Consider the following 22,339-nt stretch of genomic DNA (forward strand, 5'->3'; position numbering starts at 1 on the left):
CGTGCACGCGGACTGAACACCTTCGGGTGACGTCGGTGTGGCGTTTCACCCGTGGACCACACTCATCCGGAGCATCGCGGCGTCGATATTGGACCTGAACGAGTTGGCGCCACGGGGCGCCGACCCCCGCGCCATGGACGGTGCGGGCCTGACGTGAGGAGACGTCGATGACAGGGGTCGTGGTGTGCCACGGCTCGCCGGCCGTGCGCGAGCGGCTGGTGGCAGCCGCACAGGGCGTGCCGGCGCTGACGCCGGTCCGTGCAGCCGCATCCGGCGAGGAGCTGCTGCTCCTCGCCCGCCGACAGGCTCCCAGCATGGTGCTGCTCGACGCGCACCTGCCCGGGACAGGGCCGGTGGAGGCGATGCGTCGTCTTCGTCTGATGAACATCGGCTCCGCCGTCGTGATGCTGGCGCAGCCGGGCGACGAGATCGCCCTGGACCGCGCCGTCGCGCTCGGCGCCCGGGGCTTCGTCGCGCCGGACGTCGGCCGCTCCGAGCTGGCCGCGGTGGCCGCGCACGTGCTGGTCGCCGGTGCGGGGCCGAGGACTGGCCTGCCCACGCGGCTGCCCGCGGTCCCCGCCCCGGCGAACGGGTCGGCGCGCCGGCTCGGCGGCTCGACGGTCGGCGCCGGGGTCGGGGCGGTGCGCGCGGTCGCACCCGCGGCCCGCGAGCGGGAGGTCGAGTCGGCCACGGTGCAGGTGCCCAAGCCCGAGCTCACCAAGCGCGAGATCGAGGTGCTGACCGGGATGAGCAACGGGCGCTCGAACGCCCAGATCGGCGCCGACCTCTTCCTGTCGGAGGACACCGTCAAGACCCATGCTCGCCGGCTGTTCCGCAAGCTGGGGGCCGCGGACCGCGCGCAGGCGGTCGCGATCGGGCTCCGTCGGGGGCTCATCCGCTGACCCGTCCGCTGACCCGTCCGTCCCCGGACCGCTGACCCGTCCGCCTCCGTGCCACTGGTCGGCACTGAGGCGGACGGCACATCGGCTGCCCCGAGGGTGCGACGTAGGATCGGCGGATGACCGAGTACGGCACCCCCGGGCCCGACGCGTCCCACGATCCCTTCGGCCTGATCGGCCTCACCTACGACGACGTGCTCCTCCTGCCGGGCGAGAGTGACGTCGTGCCGTCCGAGGTGGACACCACCGCGCGGCTCACGCGGAACATCACCGTCGCCGTGCCGCTGCTGTCGGCCGCGATGGACACCGTGACCGAGGCGCGGATGGCCATCGCCATGGCCCGCCAGGGCGGCATCGGCGTCCTCCACCGCAACCTGTCGATCGAGGACCAGGCCCACCAGGTCGACCTCGTCAAGCGGTCCGAGTCGGGCATGGTCACCGACCCCGTCACGGTCGGCCCGCACGCGACGCTCGCCGAGCTCGACGCGCTGTGCGGCAAGTACCGCGTCTCCGGCCTGCCGGTCGTCGACGTCGACGACCGCCTGCTCGGCATCATCACCAACCGTGACCTGCGCTTCGTCGCGCCCGGTGACTTCCCGGTGCGGCGCGTGCACGAGGTCATGACCCCCATGCCGCTGGTGACCGCGCCGGTCGGCATCTCGCGCGAGGACGCTGCGGCCCTGCTGGGCAAGCACAAGATCGAGAAGCTGCCGATCGTCGACGCCGAGGGCCGGCTGTCCGGGCTCATCACGGTCAAGGACTTCGTCAAGACCGAGCAGTACCCGCACGCCACCAAGGACGACGAGGGCCGGCTGCGGGTCGCGGCCGGCGTCGGGTTCTTCGGCGACGCGTGGGAGCGCGCCATGGCGCTGGTCGACGCCGGCGTCGACGTCGTCGTCGTGGACACAGCGCACGGGCACGCCCAGGCGATGCTCGCGATGATCCACCGGCTCAAGACCGACCCCGCGGCGCGCGGCGTCGAGGTGATCGGCGGCAACGTCGCCACCCGCGCGGGGGCGCAGGCGCTCGTCGACGCGGGTGCGGACGCGGTCAAGGTCGGGGTCGGCCCCGGCTCCATCTGCACCACGCGGGTCGTCGCCGGCGTCGGCGTCCCGCAGATCACCGCGATCCACGAGGCCGCCAAGGCCACGCGCCCGTCCGGCATCCCGGTGATCGGCGACGGCGGCCTGCAGTACTCCGGCGACATCGCCAAGGCGCTCGTCGCCGGTGCGGACACCGTGATGCTCGGCTCGCTCCTCGCCGGCTGCGAGGAGAGCCCGGGCGACCTCGTGTTCGTGGGCGGCAAGCAGTTCAAGAACTACCGCGGCATGGGGTCCATGGGCGCGATGGCCTCGCGTGGACGCGTCTCGTACTCCAAGGACCGCTACTTCCAGGCCGACGTCGCCTCCGACGAGAACATCGTCCCCGAGGGCATCGAGGGGCAGGTCCCGTACCGCGGTCCGCTGCGCGCCGTCGCCCACCAGCTCGTCGGCGGTCTGCACCAGTCGATGTTCTACGTCGGCGCCCGGACGATCCCCGAGCTCCAGGCGCGCGGCCAGTTCGTGCGGATCACGCCGGCAGGGCTCAAGGAGTCCCACCCGCACGACATCCGGATGACCGTCGAGGCGCCGAACTACGGCGGCGGCCGCTAGGGCTGACCGGGCGAGCGGATGCGGACCGGCGCCCGCCGGGTGAGGCTGAGGGTCGCGTCCTCGGCGGCCGTCAGCCGCCACGCACCCCGACCCGAAGGAGCACCATGGCGAAGCTGTCCGGTACGACCGTCGCCTTCCTCACCAGCAACGCCGGCGTGGAGCAGCCCGAGCTGACCGAGCCGTGGCAGGCCGTGATCGACGCGGGCGGGAGCCCGGTGCTGATCGCGCCCGAGTCGGGCGAGGTGCAGGCCGTCGTCGGCGACCTCAACCCCGCGAGCACCTTCCCGGTGGACCGCACGGTGGACCAGGTCACCGCGGAGGAGTTCGTCGGGCTCGTCATCCCGGGTGGCACGGTCAACGCGGACACCCTGCGGACCAACGTGGCGGCGCAGAACCTCATCCGGGCGTTCGTCGAGCAGCGCAAGCCGATCGCGGCGATCTGCCACGCCCCCTGGACGCTGATCGAGGCGGACGTCATCGCCGGCAAGACCACGACGTCGTACCCCAGCCTCGCCACCGACCTGCGCAACGCCCGCGCGACCTGGGTCGACGAGGAGGTCGTCGTCGACGACTCGCAGGACTGGACGCTGGTGACGTCCCGCAACCCCGGCGACCTGCCGGCCTTCACCACGGCGCTCGTCGCGGCGTTCGCGAAGTAGGCACCCGCTCGGCCACGACGGCCCGCTCCCGGCTCCGGGGGCGGGCCGTCGGCACGTCGGCCTGCCCGACCCTGCCCGACGCTGCCCGGGCGCCCCGGTAACCTGAGCCGGTGAGCAACGAGATCGAGATCGGTCGTGGCAAGCGCGGACGGCGCGCCTTCTCCTTCGACGACGTCGCCGTCGTGCCCTCCCGGCGCACGCGTGACCCGGAGGAGGTCTCGGTCGGCTGGCAGATCGACGCCTACCACTTCGAGCTGCCGCTGCTCGGGGCGCCGATGGACTCGGTCGTCAGCCCGGACACCGCGGTCGCGCTGGGTCGCATGGGCGGTGTCGGCGTCCTCGACCTCGAGGGGCTGTGGACGCGCTACGACGACCCGACCCCCACCTCGAGGAGATCGCCGGCCTCGACGGGTCGGTCGCGACAGCGCGCATGCAGGAGCTCTACGCCGCGCCGATCCAGCCCGAGCTCATCACGCAGCGCCTCAAGGAGGTGCGCGCCGCCGGCGTGACCGTGGCGGGTGCGCTGTCGCCGCAGCGCACGCAGGAGTTCTCGCAGGTCGTGGTGGACGCCGGCGTCGACCTGTTCGTCATCCGCGGCACGACGGTCTCGGCCGAGCACGTCTCGGGGCGCGCGGAGCCGCTCAACCTCAAGCGCTTCATCTACGAGCTGGACGTCCCGGTGGTCGTGGGAGGTGCCTCCACCTACAGCGCCGCGCTGCACCTCATGCGCACCGGTGCGGCGGGTGTGCTGGTCGGCTTCGGCGGCGGCGCCGCCCACACGACCCGCGTCTCGCTGGGCATCCACGCGCCGATGGCGACCGCGGTGGCCGACGTCGCCGCGGCGCGCCGGGACTACCTGGACGAGTCCGGCGGCCGGTACGTGCACGTCATCGCCGACGGCGGCGTCGGGCGCTCGGGCGACCTGGTCAAGGCGATCGGCTGCGGTGCGGACGCCGTCATGCTCGGGGCGGCGCTGGCGCGTGCGTCCGAGGCGCCGGGCCGCGGGTGGCACTGGGGCCCCGAGGCCCACCACCCGCAGCTCCCGCGCGGCGAGCGGGTGAGCGTCGGCACCGCGGGCACGCTCGAGGAGATCCTGTTCGGTCCGGGACGCCGCGCCGACGGCACCCTCAACCTCATCGGAGCGCTCAAGCGGGCCATGGCGACCACGGGGTACTCCGACCTCAAGGAGTTCCAGCGGGTCGAGGTCGTCGTCTCGCCGTACCAGCCGCACTGACCCGTCTCCTCAGAAGGGCCACGGCTGTCGGCCTGACGGTCGTCCGTCAGGTCGACAGCCGCCGCACCTGCGACCAGACGGTGCTCCACGGCTCGGTGGGCCCGTCGCACACGCGGACCGGCGCACCCTGCTCCTCGTTGTCGACGCCGGCGCCGTTGTCGATCGTGTCGACGGTCCGGCACCCGGTCAGCCACGACGGCACCTGCCGGTAGCCGACGAGGACGACCGGCCCGGCCAGGGTGTCCGGCGGCGGTCCCCAGTCGGCGTAGCCGTTGTGCCCGCTGTGGACGGGGACCGTCGTCCCGTACCACTCGAGGGCGCCGGCCTGCCCGTAGTTGGCGGTGACGACCACGACGGCGCCCGACCGGTCCACCGCGTCCTGCACCTGGGCGACGAGCTCGGGCCAGCCGATCATCTCGCCACCGTCCTCGATGACGTCGTGGAGCACCGAGCCGCCGTACACGGACGCGGGCAGCAACGGCAGGGCTGCCGGCCACGACACCATCCCGGCGAGGGCCAGCACCACGCCCGCGCGCCGGACGCCGGCGCGCGTCGACGTCCGGACCAGGGCGTCCGCGCCGACGGCCACGAGCGCCGGCAGCACGCCCGCCAGGTAGTACGCCTTGCCGCCGGTGACCGCGTAGACGAGCACGAGGACGACGGCGGCCACCCCGACCGGACGGGCCCGCTCCAGCGCCGAAACCCGCCACAGCCGCGCCGCCCCGCGGACCGCGAGCACGGTCGCCACCGGGCTGAGCAGCACCACGAGCAGGAGCACGAAGCCCAGCCGCTGCCCGGCAGTGCCGTACTCCTCGGTGATGTCGGCGGCGAGCGCGAGCTGCGGCCAGCCACGCGACGCCTGCCACCAGAGGTTCGGAGCCCACAGCACCAGGGCGACGAGCGCGCCGCACCACGCCCACGGCGAGCGCAGGTGGTGCCGGACGGCCGGGGTCGCAGCCACACCGATCACCAGCGCGACGAGCAGCAGCGCCACCAGGTGCTTGTTGAGCAGCCCGACGCCGCCCACCAGCCCGACGGCGAGCCACCACCGGGCGTCGTCGCGCACCAGCGCCCGGGCCGCGAGCCACACCACCGTCGCCGACAGCAACGCGTCCGTCGTCGCCGTGGACAGCATGTGCCCGAGGACCACGGTGACCGCGCCGGTGGCGACGGTCAGCGCGGTGAGCACCTGTGCCGTCGGCCCGGCCCGCAGCTCGCGTGCGGTGAGCGCCGCGACGACGACCAGCGAGGCGGCGAGCAGCGCGGGCACGAGGTGCAGGACGACGAGCGAGCCGGGCGCAAGGGTGTCGGCGGCGCGGGCGAGGAGGGCGTCAGCGGCGGCTGGTCGGGGTAGCCCCACGCGGGCCGGCGCCCGGCCGCCACGAAGTAGAGCTCGTCGCGGTGCGGGCCGTAGCGCCCCGACACCAGGACGAGGACGGCGAGCAGGCCCGCGGCGATCGCGAGCACCGGGCCGGCGGCGAACGGCTCGGGGTGCGGGCGCCGGGTGATCGGCGCGGGGACGGCCACGGCGTCGGCCACGCAGGCGACCGTAGCGCTGCGGGGCGCACCACGTCGCGGGTCCGGCGCGGACGTGGCCCCCGCCGTCGACGACAGCGGGGGCCACGCGGTGGGCCGGAGGGGGTGAGGCGTCGTCAGCCCTCGGCCCCGGGCGGCGCCGAGCCGTCGCTCGCGCCGCCGCCGATCGCCGCGACCGACTGCCGGGCGATCGCGAGCTCCTCGTTGGTCGGCACGACCATGACCAGGGTGGACGTCCACGACGGGGAGATGATCGTCGGCTCCTTCTTGGGGCCGGCGTTGCGCTCCGGGTCGATCGCGATGCCCAGTCCCTCGAGCCCCGCGACCGCCAGCTCGCGCACCCGGGCGTCGTTCTCGCCGACGCCTGCGGTGAAGGTCAGCACGTCGACCCGGCCGAGGACGGCGAGGTAGGCGCCGATGTACTTGCGCAGCCGGTGGATGTACACGTCCAGGGCCACCTGCGCGTCGGCGTCGCCCTCGCCGATGAGGCGGTGCAGCTCGCGGAAGTCGTTCTCGCCGGACAGACCCTTGACCCCGGAGCGGCGGTTGAGCAGCTCGTCGATCTGATCGACCGACATCCCGGCGTTGCGGTGCAGGTGGAACACGACCGCGGGGTCGATGTCACCGGTCCGGGTGCCCATCACCAGGCCCTCGAGCGGGGTGAGGCCCATCGACGTCTCCACCGCGTCACCGCCGCGGACCGCCGACGCCGACGCGCCGTTGCCCAGGTGCAGCACGATCTGGTTCAGGTCCTCCAGCCGCCGGCCGAGGGCGCGCGCCACCTTGCCCGAGACGTACTGGTGCGACGTGCCGTGGAAGCCGTACCGGCGGATCGCGTGCTTCTCGGCGACCTCCCGGTCCAGGGCGTAGGTCGACGCCGCCTGGGGAGTGTCTGGAAGAACGCGGTGTCGAAGACCGCGACGTGCGGGACGTCGGGCAGCAGCGAGCGGGCGACCTCGATGCCGCGCAGGTTCGCGGGGTTGTGCAGCGGCGCGAGCGGCGACAGGTCGGCGATCGCGTGCTGGACGTCGTCGTCGACCACGGCGGGTGCGGAGAAGCGGGAGCCGCCGTGCACGACGCGGTGCCCGACGGCGACCACCTGGGCCTGCGCGAGGTCCGGGCCTGCCTCCTCGAACAGGGCCAGCGCGGTGCGCAGCGCCTCGCCGTGGTCGGTGACCGGACCGGTGCGGCGCGTGGTGTTGCCGGCGAAGGTGTGCTTCGCGACGCCGTCGGGCTCGCCGATCCGCTCGACGAGGCCGGACGCGATCGCCTCGCCCCCGACCGGGTTGACGAGCTGGTACTTCAGGGACGACGAGCCCGAGTTGATGACGAGCACGCTGCCGTGCGCGCCGTGCGCCAGGTGCGGGCTCGGGCGGTCGCCGACTCCGGGGGTGAGGCTCATGCGGACGTGCCCTTCTGGTCGGCGGCGGCCCGGTCGGCGGCGGAGGAGGCCGTGGCGGCGGCCCCCGCGAGCGCCTGGGCCTGGATCGCGGTGATCGCGACCGTGTTGACGATGTCACCCACGAGTGCGCCGCGGGACAGGTCGTTGACGGGCTTGTTCAGACCCTGCAGCACCGGCCCGACGGCGACCGCACCCGCCGACCGCTGCACGGCCTTGTAGGTGTTGTTGCCGGTGTTGAGGTCGGGGAAGACGAACACGGTCGCGCGTCCGGCGACCAGCGAGTCCGGCAGCTTGGTGCGGGCGACCGAGGCGTCCACGGCGGCGTCGTACTGGATGGGGCCCTCGACGCTGAGCTCGGGCCGGCGCTGCCGGACGAGCTCGGTGGCCGTGCGGACCTTCTCCACGTCCGCGCCCGAGCCGGACTCGCCGGTCGAGTACGACAGCATCGCGATGCGCGGCTCGATGCCGAACTGCGCCGCGGTCGCGGCCGAGGAGATCGCGATGTCCGCGAGCTGCTCCGCGGTCGGCTCGGGGTTGACCGCGCAGTCGCCGTAGACGAGCACGCGGTCGGCGAGGCACATGAGGAACACGCTGGAGACGATCGAGACGCCTGGGACGGTCTTGATGATCTCGAACGACGGCTTGATGGTGTGCGCGGTGGTGTGCATCGCGCCGGAGACCATGCCGTCGGCGAGCCCGAGGTGGACCATCATCGTGCCGAAGTACGACACCGAGGAGACGATCTCCCGGGCCCGCTCGAGCGTCATGCCCTTGTGGGCGCGCAACGCGGTGTACTCCGCCGCGAAGCGCTCGTGCAGCTCGCCGGTGCGCGGGTCGACGATGTGCGCCTCGTCCAGCGCCAGGCCGAGCTCGGTGGCCCGGGACCGGATGGACGTCTCGTCGCCGAGGAGGGTGAGCTCGGCGACCCCGCGCTGCAGCAGCGTGCTCGCCGCGCGCAGCACGCGGTCGTCGGCCCCCTCGGGCAGCACGATGTGCTTGCGGTCGGCTCGGGCGCGGTCGAGCAGGTCGTACTCGAACATCAGCGGGGTGACGACCTCGGGTCGGGGCAGCTCGAGCCGGGCGAGGAGGGCGTCGCCCTCGACGTGCTGCTCGAACAGTGCGAGCGCGGTGTCGACCTTGCGCTGGGAGTCCGCGGACAGCCGGCCGCGGGTGCCGGCGACGGCGCTCGCGCTGCGGAACGTGCCGAGGTCGGTGCGGATGACGGGCACACGCTGGCCGAGGCCCTCGACGAGCCGGCCCATCGACCCCTCGGGGTAGAACCCGCCGTTGAGGATGATCCCGGCCAGGGACGGGAAGCCCGACGCGGCGTGCGCCATGAGCAGTCCCAGCAGCACGTCCGTCCGGTCCCCGGGGGTGATGACCACGGCGCCGTCGGACAGCCGGTCGAGGAGGTGCTCGAAGGACATCGCACCGACCAGGACGTCCAGCGCCTCACGGCCGAGCAGCTCCTCGTCGCCGACCACGAGCCGCCCGCCGACCGCCTCCATGAGCGCGCCCACCGTCGGTGCGACGAGGAACGGCTCCTCGGGCAGCGTCCAGGCCGGCACGTCGCCGGTGAGGGTGGCGCGCACCTCGTCGAGGTCGCCGGTGCACCGGTTGGCGACCACCCCGATGACCTGCGCGTGGTTCGTGCGCATCTCACCGATGGAGACCTCGACGACCTGCCGGACCTCGGCCGAGGTGCGCCCGTTGCCGCTGACCACGAGCAGGGCCGGCGCGCCGAGGTTCGCCGCGATCCGGGCGTTGAAGGACAGCTCCGTCGGCCCGGCGACGTCGGTGTAGTCCGTCCCGACGATCACCACGACGTCGCAGCGCCGGGCCACCTCGTGGTACCGCGCGACGATGTCCGCCAGCGCGCGCTCGGGGTCGGTGTGCACCTGGTCGTAGGTGACCCCGAGGCACAGGTCGTACGGGAGGTCGACGGCGTCGTGGGCGAGCAGCAGCTCGAGCACGTAGTCGGTCCGGTCGGTGGACCGCGCGACGGGCCGGAACACGCCGACCCGCTCCGCACGCCGGGTCAGCAGGTCCAGCACGCCCAGGGCGACCGTCGACTTGCCGGTGTCCCCCTCGGGGGACGTGATGTAGACGCTGCGTGGCGCGTGGTCGGCGGCCGGCGGGGCCGCCCTCGTGTCGAGCGTGGTCACTCGTTGTCCCCTCCGGTGGCGGTCGTGCCGGCCCCCTGGCCGGTGTAGGTCGGGCCGGCGCCCTCGGTGCCCGTCTCCCCGGCGTCCGGCCACACCCAGGCGGCCACCTCGGGGATGTCCTCGCCGTGCACGCGGGTGTACTCCCGGGCCCGGATGCGCGAGTCGACCATCCGCTGGCGCAGGCCCGCGGCCTTGGACCGCAAATGCGGCACCTGGTCGATGACGTCGATGACGAGGTGGTACCGGTCGAGGTCGTTGAGCATGACCATGTCGAACGGCGTCGTCGTCGTGCCCTCCTCCTTGTAGCCGCGCACGTGGATGTTGGGGTGGCCCTTGCGGCGGTACGTGAGGCGGTGGATGAGCCACGGGTAGCCGTGGTACGCGAAGACGACCGGCTTGTCGGTCGTGAACAGGGTGTCGAAGTCCCGGTCGGAGAGCCCGTGCGGGTGCTCCTTGGCGTCCTGCAGGCGCATGAGGTCGACGACGTTGATGACCCGGACCTTGAGGTCCGGCAGCTCGCGGCGCAGGATGTCCGCGGCCGCGAGGGTCTCCAGCGTCGGGACGTCACCGGCGCAGCCGAGGACGACGTCGGGGTCCTCGCCCGGGATCTCCGACCCGGCCCACTCCCAGATGCCCAGGCCGCGGGTGCAGTGCGCGACCGCCTGGTCCATGGTGAGGAAGTTGGGCGCCGGCTGCTTGCCGGAGACGACGACGTTGACGTAGTCCCGGCTGCGCAGGCAGTGGTCGTAGGTGGACAGGAGTGTGTTCGCGTCCGGCGGCAGGTACACCCGGACGATCTCGGCCTTCTTGTTGACCACGTGGTCGATGAACCCGGGGTCCTGGTGGCTGAACCCGTTGTGGTCCTGGCGCCACACGTGGCTGGACAGCAGGTAGTTGAGCGAGGCGACCGGACGGCGCCACGGGATGTCCCGGGTGACCTTGAGCCACTTGGCGTGCTGGTTGAACATCGAGTCGACGATGTGGATGAACGCCTCGTAGCAGTTGAACAGCCCGTGCCGCCCGGTCAGCAGGTAGCCCTCGAGCCACCCCTGGCACTGGTGCTCGGACAGCACCTCCATGACGCGTCCGGCGCGCGCGAGGTGCTCGTCGACGTGGTCCCCGGTGAGCTCGGCGTTCCACTGCTTGTCGGTCACCTCGAACACCGGCTGGAGGCGGTTGGACGCCGTCTCGTCCGGGCCGAAGATCCGGAAGTTGTCCGGGTTGAGCCGGATGACCTCCGCGAGCCACTGCCCGAGCACGCGGGTCGCCTCGCTGATCGAGCCGGCCGGGGTCGGGACGTCCACCGCGAAGTCGCGGAAGTCCGGCAGGCGCAGGTCCTTGAGCAGCAGGCCGCCGTTGGCCACGGGGTTGTCGCTCATCCGCAGCGTGCCCGCCGGGGCGAGACGAGCGATGTCCTCGCGGAGCGTGCCGGCGTCGTCGAACAGCTCGTCCGCGCGGTACGACTTCAGCCAGCCCTCGAGCACCTGCAGGTGCTCGTCGGTGTCGCGGGCGCTGGCGAGGGGGACCTGGTGGGAGCGCCACGAGTCCTCGACCTGCTTGCCGTCGATGACCGGCGGGCAGGTCCAGCCCTTCGGGGTGCGCAGGACGATCATCGGCCAGGCGGGGCGCGAGTCGTCGCCCGCGGCGGCCCGGGCCTTGATGTCGGCGATCTCGTCGAGCACGGTGTCGAGCAGCTCGGCGAACCGGCGGTGCACGGCCGCCGGGTCCTCGCCGTCGAAGCCGCCGGAGAACAGGTGCGGCTTGTGCCCGTACCCGCGCATGAGGTCCATGAGCTCGGACTCGGGGATGCGCGCGAGGACCGTCGGGTTGGCGATCTTGTAGCCGTTGAGGTGCAGGATCGGCAGGACCACGCCGTCCTTGACCGGGTTGACGAACTTGTTCGAGTGCCAGGACGTCGCGAGCGGGCCGGTCTCCGCCTCGCCGTCGCCGATGACGGCGGCGACCAGCAGGTCCGGGTTGTCGAACGCGGCCCCGTAGGCGTGCGACAGCGCGTAGCCGAGCTCACCACCCTCGTGGATCGAGCCGGGCGTCTCCGGCGCGACGTGGCTGGGGATGCCGCCGGGGAAGGAGAACTGGCGGAACAGCCGGCGCATGCCCTCGGCGTCCGGGGTGATGTCGGAGTAGGTCTCGGAGTACGTGCCATCGAGGTAGGCGTTCGCGACCAGGCCCGGGCCGCCGTGCCCGGGGCCGGTGACGTAGATCGTGGACTGCCCGCGCTCGACGATCGCGCGGTTGAGGTGCGCGTACAGGAAGTTCAGTCCCGGGGTGGTGCCCCAGTGACCCAGCAGCCGCGGCTTGACGTGGTCGCGGTGCAGCGGCTGACGCAGCAGGGGGTTGTCGAGCAGGTAGATCTGCCCGACCGACAGGTAGTTCGACGCCCGCCACCACGCGTCGACCCGGTCCAACGTCTCGTCGGTCAGTGGCTCGTCCGGTCGGCGCGCCCAGGCGCTCGGTGCGGTCGTGGCGGTCGTCTGCACGGTCATCGGTATCCCTCATCCCGTCAGCCGACGACGCGGCTGCGTCGTCGGACACTTGCCTGGTGGTGCTGCCTCGTGCTGCTCGTGGTGGTGCGGGTCCCGCTGCTCGTGCTCCTCGGGCGGCCGGCGTGGGGCGACGACCGCACGCGAGCCTCGGGTGGCTCGACCCGCGTCGTCATTCTCATCACATCCCCGTGTCCGCCGCACAGGCCCTTCGTCACGGGAGGGCTGCCGGCCGTGTGCTCCCGGGTAGCGTGCGAGGGTGCCCCCGCGTGAACCGACGTCGATGCTCCGCGCCGCGCTGCAGCCCCGGATGCTGGTGATCCTGGTCCTGCTGCTCGCGGCCGCGGCGGTCTGCGCGCGGCTCGGTGTGTGGCAGCTCGAGCGGGCCCAGCTCCGCGGCGAGATGGCCGATCGCCAGGAGGCGGCCGCGGCGCAGGGCGAGGCTCCCCGTCCCCTGGGCGAGGTCCTCGCACCGCAGACGACGTTCAGCGGTGAGCTGCTGGGGCGCGCCGTGAGCGTCGAGGGGACCTACGAGCCGGACGGTCAGCTGTTGGTCACCGACCGGGCGCTCGACGGCCGGGACGGCCTGCTCGTCCTCACGCCGCTGCGCGTCGCGGCTGCCGGCTCGGCTCCTGACGCCGAAGGGGCCGAGGGCACTGCTGACGGTGGCGCCGAGGGCCGCCCCGGTGCTCGCGGTGGTCCGCGGCTGGGTCGAGTCCCCCGACGACGTGGGTGACGTCCCGTCCGGCCCGGTCGAGCTCACCGGGTACCTGCAGGCGGCGGAGGCGGCCGGCGCCCTCGACGCCGCAGGCGGACGGGCGGAGGCGATCAGCGCCGCGCAGCTCGTCAACGTGTGGGGCGGGCCGATCTACTCGGGCTACCTCGTGCTCGCGACGTCGCAGCCGTCGCAGGACGCTGCCCTGGAGCCCCTCGGGCCGCCGCAGCCGCGCGGGGGCAGCGGGTGGGACCTGCGCAACCTCGGGTACGCGCTGCAGTGGTGGATCTTCGGGCTGTTCGCGGTCGCGCTGTGGCTGCGACTCGTGCGCGACGAGGCCCGCGGCGAGCTCCCGCCGGGTGAGGAGCTGCCCGACGGGATCGTGGCCGGGGGCTCGTCCGGTGAGGGGCCGTCCGGTGAGAGCCCGTCCGGTGAGGGCGTCGCCGACCCGGACGTGGCCGGTGAGGACGCGGGTCGCGACCGTTCCGTCAGGGGGCCGGCGGACGCCGACGCATCTGCTTGACCGACCGCCGCTGGCGCTCGGCTGCTGCGCGCCGGACGCGCGAGCTCCGGCTCGGCCGGGCGGCACGCCGGGGCGGGGCCGGGGAGCGAGGGCGTCGTCGAGCAGGGTGGTGAAGCGCTGCAGGGCCGCCTGCCGGTTGCGGAGCTGCGAACGGTGCTCGGACGCCGCGATGACGAGCACACCGCGGCTCAGCCGGGACCCGAGCCGGGCGGCGACGCGATCGCGCTGCTCCTCGGTGAGCGCCACGGTCGCCGTGAGGTCCCAGACCAGCTCCACCCGGGAGTCGGCCGTGTTGACGGACTGACCGCCCGGGCCGCCGGACCGCGAGAAGCGCCAGACCAGCTCGTCGTCGGGCACGACGACGCCGCCGCGCAGGGTCACCGGTCCGAACATGGGGACAGCCTCCCGCGGCCCGGGCGCCCGACGCGAACGGCACGGAGATCGACAGCCGTCGCCGGGCGCGGCACAGTCGGCCCGTGCAGATCCTCGTGGTGGGTGGGACCGGCTGGCTCGGTGGCGAGGTGGTGCGGGCCGCGCTCGCGCGCGGGCACGACGTCGCCACGCTGGCTCGTGGGGTCTCGGGTGCCCCGCCCGCCGGTGTCCGCGCGCTCACCGCGGACCGCGACGACGCGGCGGACGTCGCCCGGGCGCTCGCGGGCGTGCGCCCCGACGCCGTCGTCGACACCTCCGGCTACACCGTCGCCGGTGCGCGGACGACGGCCTCGCACCTCGCCGGCGTGGGCGCCTACGCCTACGTCAGCAGCCTCAACGCGTACCGCGACTGGCCTGGCTCGCCCATCCGTGGGGTCGACGACCCGGTGTTCGGTGAGCCCGACGACGACCCCGCCGACTACGGCCCGATGAAGGCGGCGAGCGAGCGCGTGCTCGCCCGGGCGCTGGACGACCGTCTGCTCGTCGTGCGGTCCGGGCTCATCGCCGGCCCGGGCGACCCCACCGGACGACTGGGCTGGTGGCTGCGGCGGATGGCGCGCGGCGGGCCGGTCGTGGTGCCGGTCGACGTGTGGGACCAACCGGTGACGTTCGTGGACGTCCGCGACCTGTCGGGCTGGATGGTCGAGTCGGTCGAGTGCGGACGCTCGGGCGCGGTGAACGCGACCGGCGACGTCGGGGTGACGACGTTCGGCCGGTTGCTCGAGCTGTGCCGGGACGTGGTCGGGGACGACGCGCGCTCCCCGGTGACCTGGGCGGAGCGGGACGACGCGACGCTGCTCGCGGCAGGCGTCCAGCGGTGGGTGCACCTGCCGTTCTGGGTGCCGGCCGACGAGGCCCGTGCGCTGTGGGACATCGACACGAGCAGCGCGCGGCGTGCCGGCCTGCCCAGCCGCCCGATCGAGGAGACGGTCACCGACCTGTGGGCGTGGCTGCGCGGGCAGCCCGAGGCGCTCGACGACGACGCCGCACCCGCCGGACGAACGCGGCCCGGGTTGCCGGACGACGTCGAGCAGGCGCTGCTCGGGTAGTCGCGCTGGCTCAGCCGGGAGGCGAGGGAGTGCGGTGTCGCTCGGCGGTCATCCGGCAGGGCGGTTCGCGAGGGGGTCGAGGCGGCCCGGGCCGGGTACGTCGTCACGGTAGGTATCGCCGCGTCGCAGCCGTGTGGGTCGGTTGCAGACATCAACCGTTGTCCTGTGCGTCTTCGGCTGGAAATCCCAAGTGCCCGCAGGCGGAGGCCGAATCCTTTGTTCCACAGCACCAGCGGCGGCGCGCCGGAATGTCAGAGTCGTCCGTAGAATTGCGGTGTCGGCACAGGTGGTGCGGCAGCGATCGGGAGGAGGGCGGTAATCATGACCGAAGGTGTTCCGCCCTCATCGGACGACGCGGGCGGCGTACCCGTGCCCCTTTCCCCGGAGGTTGCTGCCGCTCTGTCCGCGATCGATTCCGCCGTGTCATTCCTCGCAGGACTCGACCTGTCGGTGCTCGACGGTCGCGAGGCCGCGGTGGTGGCGCGCCGGCTCGCGGAGGTGACCAGCCGGGCGGGGGTGGCGAAGGTGCGGTTGCTGCCGGTGATCGACGACGACGGCGTGTGGGCGCTCAGCGGTGCGCGGTCGTTCCCGGTGTGGCTGTCCCACGACCACCGCCTGTCGGTCGCGACTGCCCGGGCGCAGGTGCGGCTGGGGCGGACGCTGCGCGACCACCTGCCGGTCACTGCGGCTACCGCCGTGGCCGGTGACGTGACGGTGGAGCAGGCGCAGGTCATCGCGACGCTCGCTCCCACGAGCGAGCAGCGTCGCGAGCTGCTCGCCGACCCGGAGCACGAGTGCAACGAGACCCTCCTGGTGGAGCAGGCGCGGCAGCTGTCGGTCGACGAGACCCGGGTGTTCGTCCGGCACTGGGCCGCCTATGCCGACCCGGACGCCGACGACCGCGGGTACGTGGACTCGTGCGACCGGGAACGCCTGGACATCGCGCGCCTCGGGGACGGGTACCGGGTGGAGGGTCAGCTCACCGCGGAGCACGGTCAGGCGCTCAAGGCCGCCCTCGCCGCGGTGACGCCGGTGCCGGCGGCTGATGACGACCGCACCTCGTCCCAGCGGCGGGCGCACGCCCTGGGCGACGTGGCCCAGATCGTGCTGGACAACGGGCTCGCCGGGACCGGGCGGGCGGTGCGCCCGGTGGTGACCGTGCTGGTCGACTACCCGACCCTGGCGGCCCTGGTCACCACCGCAGACACCCGGCCCCGGCAGGGCAGCCTCCTCGACGACGACGGCAGCGGGGACGGCTCAGGTGACGAGGTCCCGTCCCGCACCCCGCCGGTGCTGACGAAGGCGATGCTGACGGGTCAGACGGTCGCTGGTGGACCGCAGTACGAGGACCGCACCCCCGTCCCCCGCAGGGTTCTCGACCGGATCGCGTGCGACGGCGGCGTCAACCGGATCCTGTTCGGCCCGGACTCCGAGGTCCTCGACGTCGGCCGTACCGAACGAACATTCACCCGGGCACGGCGAGCGGCGATCATCGCCCGCGACAAGCACTGCCGATATCCCACGTGCACCGCACCACCGATCATCTGCCAGGCGCACCACGTCGAACAATGGGCCCGCGACGGCGGAAAGACGAGCGTGGACAACGGCATCCTGCTGTGCGCATTCCACCACCGGATCGTCCACGACCGGAACATCGCGATCCGTCGCCACCGCGGTCGATGGGAATTGACCGACCGCCACGGAGAGGTCATCGACCCCGACCGGGACCGGCCCTTCGCGGCGCGGTGGCGGAAGAACAGACCCACGACGGAATGACCGGTTGAGCACGCACGATTCGTGTCCGTGTCGGTGGGCGTGCGAGCCGCCCGCCCCTCACTCCCGCTGCCACGAGTGCCACAGGGCGGCGTAGTCGCCGTCCGCGGCGACGAGCTCGTCATGCGACCCGATCTCGGTGATGCGGCCTGCGTCCACCACCGCGACGCGGTCGGCGTCGTGCGCGGTGTGCAGCCGGTGCGCGATGGCCACCACCGTGCGTCCCTCGAGCACGGCCGAGAGCGAGCGCTCCAGGTGCCGCGCGGCACGCGGGTCCAGCAGCGACGTCGCCTCGTCGAGCACGAGCGTGTGCGGGTCGAGCAGGACCAGCCGGGCGAGCGCGAGCTGCTGCGCCTGCGCCGGGCTCAGCACCGTCCCGCCCGAGCCGACCGCGGTCGCGAGACCGTCCGGGAGCGCACCGACCCAGCCCCACGCGTCCACGGCCTCCAACGCGGCGACCAGCTCGTCGTCGGTCGCCCCGGTGCGCGCGAGCCGCAGGTTGTCCGCGATCGTGCCGACGAAGACGTGGTGCTCCTGGGTGACCAGCGCGACGTGCCCGCGCAGCTCGTCCAGCGGCAGGTCCACGAGCGGCACACCACCGACGGCGACCTCCCCGCCGGTGGGCGGGTGCACCCCGGCGAGCATCCGCCCGAGGGTCGACTTCCCGGCCCCGGACGGCCCCACGACGGCGAGCCGCTCGCCGACCCGCAGCTCGAGGTCCACCGAGTGCAGCACGTCGTGCCCGGGCCGGTAGGCGTACCGGACCCCACGCCCGACCACCTGCTCGTCGGCCGGCTGGGCCTCGGTCGCGGTCCGGTCCGGCGGCACGCCCTGCACACCGACGATGCGCGCCAGCGACGTGCCCCCACCTGGATCTCGTCGAGCCAGAAGATCAGCTCGCCGATGATCGGGATGACCTGGACCGCGTAGAGCGTCACCGTGGTGACGGCGCCGATCATCGCGTCCCCGGTGGAGATCAGGTGGGCGCCCCACACCAGCACCCCGACGACCGGCAGCAGGAACGCGATGTCGACGCCGGGGAACAGGATCGTACGCAGCCGCAGCGTGGCCCGCTCCGCCTCGAACGCCTCGCGCAGGTCGGCGTCGACGCGCTCACGCCGCCGTGCGCCCAGGCCGAGGGCGTCCACGGTGCGCGCACCCTCCACCGACTCGGTGATGGTGCCGTTGAGCCGCGAGTACGCGGCGGACTCGCGCAGGTACGCCGGTGCCGCCCGCCGCAGGTACCACCGCGTCACGGTCACCAGGAGCGGGACACCGGCAAGGAGACCGATCGCCACCAGGGCGTTCGTCAGTGCTGCGGCCACCAGGGTGAGCACGACCGTCGCCGCCGTCACCAGCAACCGCGGCACCCCGAACCGGACGGTGTACTGCACCCGGTCGATGTCGTTCGTCATCCGGGCCACGAGGTCCCCGGTGCCGGCCCGCTCGACCGTCGACAGCGGCAGCCGCGTCACGGTGGACACGAACTCCTCGCGCAGCTCGGCGAAGGCGGTCTCGCCGAGCACCATCGCGGTGCGACGGGCGAACCGGGTGAGCACCGCCTGGGCGAGGACGGCACCGACGAGCAGCGCGACCGCGCGGTCGATCGCGTCGACGGTCGTGCCGCGGGTCACCCCGTCGACCAGCGTGCCCAGCAGCCACGGCCCGGCGAGGCCGGCGAGCGCGGCCAGACCGTGGAGGACGACGGCGAGCGCGAGCCGCGCACGGTGGCGACGGAGCAGCGTGCGGGTGTGCCGGCGCAGGCCGGTGGCGTCAGCAACGGGCAGCTGCACGGTCGTCCTCCCTCGGGGTCTCGATCTCGGTCTCGGTGACGGGCTCGGTGTGGGCCTCCGCGATGGCGGGCTCGGTGTGGGCCTCCGGCTCCGCGGCGGCGCGGGACACGACGGCGCGGTACGCCCGCGCGTCGGGCCCGTCGCCGTCCATGAGCGAGCGGTGCGTGCCGACCGCCCGCACCCGCCCGCCCTCGACCAGCGCCACCTCGTCGACGGCGTCCAGCACGAGCGGGCTCGCGGTGACCACGACGGTCGTGCGACCGCGCCGGGCGTCGGCGAGCCGTGAGGCGATGCGGGCCTCCGTGTGGGCGTCGACCGCGCTGGTGGGCTCGACCAGCACGAGGACCTCGGCCTCGGTGAGCAGCGCACGGGCCAGCGCGACCCGCTGCCGTTGACCACCGGACAGCGAGCGGCCCTTCTCGGCGAGCTCGCCGTCCAGCCCACCGGGCACCGAGTCCAGGACGTCGCCGGCGTCCGCGACGTGCATCGCGCGCTCGAGGTCGGCCCGGCTCGCCCGGCCCCGGACGTCGAGCTCGTCCGCGAGGCGCCCGGTGAACAGGTGCGGGGTGGACTCGGCGACCACGACGCGCTCGCGCACGTCGGCCAGCCGCAGCTCGGTCAGCAGCGTGCGTCCCCAGCGCACCGGCGGCACGACGCTCTCCCCGCCGAAGCGCCCCAGCCGGGCCGCCACCCGGGCGCTGTCGTCCGGGTCGGCGCTGACCAGTGCGAGGAGCACCCCGGGCCGGACGACGAGGCCGCTGGCGTCGTCGACCAGGGGCGCGGCCGGCTCCGGCGTCACCGGCGTGACGGGGTCCTGCGCCGCGGTGACCGGCACCCGCAGGACGGCGAGGATCTTGCGCGCACCGACGACGGCGCGGGTCGTCACCCGTAGCGCCTCGGTCGCGGTCCACAGCGGCTCGGTGAGGAAGGCCGCGAACCCGTAGAACGCGACGAGCTGTCCGGGGTGATCTCGCCCGCCAGGGCGAGCCGCGCGCCGTACCAGACCACCGCGGCGAGGAAGAGGCCGGGCAGCAGGGTCTGCAGCGCGTCGAGGAGCGACTGCGTCTGCGCGACCCGCACCCCGGTGCGCCGCACGGTCTGGGACTGCTCCGCGTACCGCCCGGCGAACACCTCCTCGCCACCGATCCCGCGCAGGATGCGCAGGCCCGAGACGGTGTCCGCGCCGAGCGTGGTCAGCCGGCCGGACGCCTCGCGCTGGGCGGACTGCCGTCCCTGCAGCGGCTTGACCAGCAGGGACAGGATCCCGACGACGACCGGCAGCCCCACCAGCACGAGCACGCCGAGCGCGACCGACGTGCGCATGAGGAGCACCGCGATGGTCGCGTACGCCGCGACGCCACCGAGGAAGCGCGCCGCGATGGCGAACACCTCACCCATGCGCAGCGCGTCGCTCGCGACGGTGGCGACCACCTCGCCGGTCGGGAGCTCGGCGGTGACGGCGTCGCCGGTCCGGGTGACGTGGCGACCGATGAGCTGGGACGACGTGAAGGCCGCGCGGAGCCAGTTCTCGACGTCGAGCCGGTGCCCGACGACGTTCGCGGCCGCCTGCACGAGCCCGACCCCCAGCAGCGCGGCGCAGCCCGCGAGGAGGGTCGACGAGACGCCGTCGTCCAGGCCGCCGTCGACCACGCGGCCGAGCATGTACGGCAGCAGCGCGCCGGCGACGTTGGCGACGACGCCGACGCCGATCGCGGCCAGCAGGACGCCGGCCTGCCGACGGGCGTGCCACCACAGCAGCGCGCGCGGCGACGTGAGCGGGGAGTGCCGGGGTCGGCGAGGGGAAGGGGCGCACAGGGGGCAACGGTAGGCGTGACCACGGACACCCCGGTACGCATTTACCCCCGCCGCCCACCGTGGGCGATGATCACGGGGTGACCACGCCGCAGCCCGCCCCGTCCGCCGCGAGCTCCGCAGCGAGCTCAGCCGCGAGCCCCGCCGCCACCCCGGCCGTCCGCGAGCCGGCCAAGGCGCGCGCGGCCCTCGGTCGCTACCGCGTGATGGCGTACATCACCGGCGTGATGCTGCTCGTGCTCGTGGTCGAGATGGTCCTCAAGTACGTGGTCGGGGCGCCGGACGACCTCATGCGCTGGATCGAGTGGATCCCGTTCGCGCACGGCTGGATCTACGTGGTCTACCTCGTGACCGTGCTCGACCTGTGGTCGAAGCTGCGCTGGGGCTTCGGCCGGCTCGCGGTCATGGTGCTCGGCGGCGTCGTTCCGGTCATGTCGTTCGTGGTGGAGCGCCGCGTCCACGCCGACGCCGAGGCCCGGCTGCCTCACTAGACTCAGCGCCGTGACCGACACCCCGCAGCCCGTCGCGCCCGAGCCCTCCGACCTCGCAGAGGTCGACCCCGCACAGGCCGCCTCCGTGGTCGGTGCGCCGTCCCACCGGCCGGTCCTCGTCGTGGACTTCGGCGCCCAGTACGCCCAGCTCATCGCCCGGCGCGTGCGCGAGGCGAACGTCTACTCCGAGATCGTCCCGCACACCGCGAGCGTCGACGAGATGCTCGCCCGCGACCCGTCCGCGATCATCCTGTCCGGCGGGCCCTCGAGCGTGTACGCCGACGACGCCCCCGGGGTGGACCCGGCGCTGTTCGAGACCGGCGTGCCCGTGCTGGGCATCTGCTACGGCTTCCAGGCGATGGCGCAGGCCCTCGGCGGGACCGTGGCCCGCACCGGACGCAGCGAGTACGGCGGCACGTCCGTGGCCGTCGCGCGCTCCGGCGACCTGCTGCAGGGCTCGCCCGCGCAGCAGGCGGTCTGGATGAGCCACGGTGACGCGGTGCAGTCCGCGCCCGAGGGCTTCGACGTCCTCGCGACGTCGCCCGGTTCACCGGTCGCCGCGTTCGAGGACCGGGAGCGGCGCCTGTACGGGCTGCAGTGGCACCCCGAGGTCAAGCACTCGCCCATGGGGCAGCGCGCGCTCGAGAACTTCCTGTACGACGGCGCCCGCCTGAAGCCCGACTGGAACGCGGGCAACGTCGTCGCCGAGCAGGTCGCCGCGATCCGCGCCCAGGTCGGCGACGCGCGCGTCATCTGCGGGCTGTCCGGCGGGGTCGACTCGTCGGTCGCCGCCGCCCTCGTCCACCAGGCCGTCGGGGACCAGCTCACCTGCGTGTTCGTCGACCACGGCCTGCTGCGCGCCGGTGAGGCCGAGCAGGTCGAGGAGGACTTCGTCGCCGCGACCGGGGTGCGGCTCATGGTCGTCGACGCCCGCGAGCGGTTCCTCGGGGCGCTGGCCGGCGTGACCGACCCGGAGACCAAGCGCAAGATCATCGGCCGCGAGTTCATCCGCGTCTTCGAGGACGCAGCCCGCGCGGTCGTCGCTGACGCGGGCGCCCACGGCGACGAGGTCAGGTTCCTCGTGCAGGGGACGCTCTACCCCGACGTCGTGGAGTCCGGCGGTGGCGAGGGCGCGGCGAGCATCAAGAGCCACCACAACGTGGGCGGTCTCCCGGACGACCTGCAGTTCGAGCTCGTCGAGCCGCTGCGGGCGCTGTTCAAGGACGAGGTCCGTGCCGTCGGGCTCGAGCTCGGGGTGCCCGAGGGCATCGTGTGGCGCCAACCGTTCCCCGGGCCGGGGCTCGGCATCCGGATCATCGGCGAGGTCACGGCCGAGCGGCTCGACGTGCTGCGCGCGGCCGACGCCATCGCGCGCGAGGAGCTCACCCGGGCCGGGCTGGACCGCGAGATCTGGCAGTGCCCGGTCGTGCTGCTCGGTGACGTCCGCTCGGTCGGCGTCCAGGGCGACGGCCGCACGTACGGTCACCCGGTCGTGCTGCGGCCGGTCTCCTCCGAGGACGCGATGACCGCCGACTGGACGCGGCTGCCGTACGAGGTCCTCGCGACCATCTCGACCCGGATCACGAACGAGGTGCCCGAGGTCAACCGGGTCGTGCTCGACGTGACGAGCAAGCCGCCGGGCACCATCGAGTGGGAGTAGACGCCCCCCGCGAGCGCCAGGGCACGACCGGCCGGTCACCGAG

Annotated in this window: 15 protein-coding genes and 4 pseudogenes; 10 read left to right on the plus strand and 9 right to left on the minus strand. The window is 73.7% G+C overall.

Annotated elements, in window-relative coordinates; all coding sequences use genetic code 11:
- Window positions 1–167 precede the first annotated feature (167 nt).
- The 4 genes and pseudogenes from REH70_RS01755 (at window position 168) to REH70_RS01770 (ending at window position 4,444) form a co-directional block, all read left to right on the plus strand.
- Window positions 168–902, plus strand: a complete 735-nt coding sequence (locus REH70_RS01755) for a response regulator transcription factor (RefSeq protein WP_310751517.1) — start codon at window positions 168–170, stop codon at window positions 900–902.
- A gap of 116 nt (window positions 903–1,018) precedes the next feature.
- Window positions 1,019–2,551 carry an IMP dehydrogenase gene (guaB, locus tag REH70_RS01760; protein WP_310751520.1) on the plus strand — a complete coding sequence of 511 codons (1,533 nt, stop codon included), beginning with the start codon at window positions 1,019–1,021 and terminating at the stop codon, window positions 2,549–2,551.
- Window positions 2,552–2,655: 104 nt separating this feature from the next.
- Window positions 2,656–3,210: a type 1 glutamine amidotransferase domain-containing protein gene (locus tag REH70_RS01765; RefSeq protein ID WP_310751523.1), complete on the plus strand. Its 555-nt coding sequence runs from the start codon at window positions 2,656–2,658 to the stop codon at window positions 3,208–3,210.
- 110 nt (window positions 3,211–3,320) lie between these two features.
- Window positions 3,321–4,444, plus strand: a pseudogene (locus REH70_RS01770) (GuaB3 family IMP dehydrogenase-related protein).
- 46 nt (window positions 4,445–4,490) lie between these two features.
- On the opposite strand, the gene REH70_RS01775 reads toward REH70_RS01770, so the two are convergent.
- The 5 genes and pseudogenes from REH70_RS01775 to REH70_RS01795 form a co-directional block, all read right to left on the minus strand.
- Complete coding sequence (locus REH70_RS01775) at window positions 4,491–5,714, minus strand: glycosyltransferase family 39 protein (protein ID WP_310751526.1); 1,224 nt, start codon at window positions 5,712–5,714, stop codon at window positions 4,491–4,493.
- On the minus strand, window positions 5,618–5,983 hold the full coding sequence (locus REH70_RS01780; protein ID WP_310751528.1) for a hypothetical protein: 366 nt from the start codon (window positions 5,981–5,983) through the stop codon (window positions 5,618–5,620). Before REH70_RS01780 ends, REH70_RS01775 begins: the two co-directional genes overlap by 97 nt.
- Before the next feature lie 113 nt (window positions 5,984–6,096).
- Window positions 6,097–7,382: pseudogene (locus tag REH70_RS01785) on the minus strand (acetate kinase).
- Window positions 7,379–9,547, minus strand: a complete 2,169-nt coding sequence (gene pta, locus REH70_RS01790; RefSeq protein ID WP_310751531.1) for a phosphate acetyltransferase — start codon at window positions 9,545–9,547, stop codon at window positions 7,379–7,381. Before pta ends, REH70_RS01785 begins: the two are co-directional and overlap by 4 nt.
- Window positions 9,544–12,051, minus strand: coding sequence for a phosphoketolase family protein (locus REH70_RS01795; RefSeq protein WP_310751534.1), 2,508 nt, complete (start codon window positions 12,049–12,051; stop codon window positions 9,544–9,546). Before REH70_RS01795 ends, pta begins: the two co-directional genes overlap by 4 nt.
- A gap of 256 nt (window positions 12,052–12,307) precedes the next feature.
- Here REH70_RS01795 and REH70_RS01800 point away from each other — a divergent pair, with 256 nt between their 5' ends.
- Complete coding sequence (locus REH70_RS01800) at window positions 12,308–12,784, plus strand: SURF1 family cytochrome oxidase biogenesis protein (protein WP_310751537.1); 477 nt, start codon at window positions 12,308–12,310, stop codon at window positions 12,782–12,784.
- Window positions 12,735–13,286 (plus strand): SURF1 family cytochrome oxidase biogenesis protein, encoded by a 552-nt coding sequence (locus tag REH70_RS01805; protein ID WP_310751540.1) that lies wholly within the window; start codon window positions 12,735–12,737, stop codon window positions 13,284–13,286. The genes REH70_RS01800 and REH70_RS01805 overlap by 50 nt, the downstream gene beginning before the upstream one ends.
- A 156-nt stretch (window positions 13,287–13,442) precedes the next feature.
- Here REH70_RS01805 and REH70_RS01810 read toward each other — a convergent pair.
- Window positions 13,443–13,679: pseudogene (locus tag REH70_RS01810) on the minus strand (peptide chain release factor-like protein); the annotation flags it as partial.
- 83 nt (window positions 13,680–13,762) lie between these two features.
- Between REH70_RS01810 and REH70_RS01815 the strand changes: the two are divergent.
- The gene (locus REH70_RS01815; protein WP_310751543.1) at window positions 13,763–14,767 is read left to right on the plus strand and encodes an NAD-dependent epimerase/dehydratase family protein; all 1,005 of its coding nucleotides are present in this window, start codon (window positions 13,763–13,765) and stop codon (window positions 14,765–14,767) included.
- Window positions 14,768–15,187: 420 nt separating this feature from the next.
- Complete coding sequence (locus REH70_RS01820) at window positions 15,188–16,543, plus strand: DUF222 domain-containing protein (protein ID WP_310751546.1); 1,356 nt, start codon at window positions 15,188–15,190, stop codon at window positions 16,541–16,543.
- Between the two features lie 57 nt (window positions 16,544–16,600).
- On the opposite strand, the pseudogene REH70_RS01825 reads toward REH70_RS01820, so the two are convergent.
- From REH70_RS01825 to REH70_RS01835, 3 genes and pseudogenes are all read right to left on the minus strand, one after another.
- Window positions 16,601–18,333 (minus strand): annotated as a pseudogene (locus REH70_RS01825) (ABC transporter ATP-binding protein).
- Window positions 18,314–19,219 carry an ABC transporter ATP-binding protein gene (locus REH70_RS01830; RefSeq protein ID WP_310751549.1) on the minus strand — a complete coding sequence of 302 codons (906 nt, stop codon included), beginning with the start codon at window positions 19,217–19,219 and terminating at the stop codon, window positions 18,314–18,316. The pseudogene REH70_RS01825 and the gene REH70_RS01830 overlap by 20 nt, the downstream one beginning before the upstream one ends.
- Window positions 19,216–19,995 (minus strand): ABC transporter transmembrane domain-containing protein, encoded by a 780-nt coding sequence (locus tag REH70_RS01835; protein WP_310751552.1) that lies wholly within the window; start codon window positions 19,993–19,995, stop codon window positions 19,216–19,218. Before REH70_RS01835 ends, REH70_RS01830 begins: the two co-directional genes overlap by 4 nt.
- 230 nt (window positions 19,996–20,225) lie before the next feature.
- Between REH70_RS01835 and REH70_RS01840 the strand changes: the two genes are divergently transcribed.
- On the plus strand, window positions 20,226–20,636 hold the full coding sequence (locus tag REH70_RS01840; RefSeq protein WP_310751555.1) for a DUF3817 domain-containing protein: 411 nt from the start codon (window positions 20,226–20,228) through the stop codon (window positions 20,634–20,636).
- Window positions 20,637–20,721: 85 nt separating this feature from the next.
- On the plus strand, window positions 20,722–22,296 hold the full coding sequence (gene guaA / locus REH70_RS01845) for a glutamine-hydrolyzing GMP synthase (protein ID WP_310754100.1): 1,575 nt from the start codon (window positions 20,722–20,724) through the stop codon (window positions 22,294–22,296).
- Window positions 22,297–22,339: the final 43 nt, after the last annotated feature.

The sequence above is a fragment of the Cellulomonas sp. ATA003 genome (assembly GCF_031582905.1).
Lineage (GTDB): Bacteria > Actinomycetota > Actinomycetes > Actinomycetales > Cellulomonadaceae > Pengzhenrongella.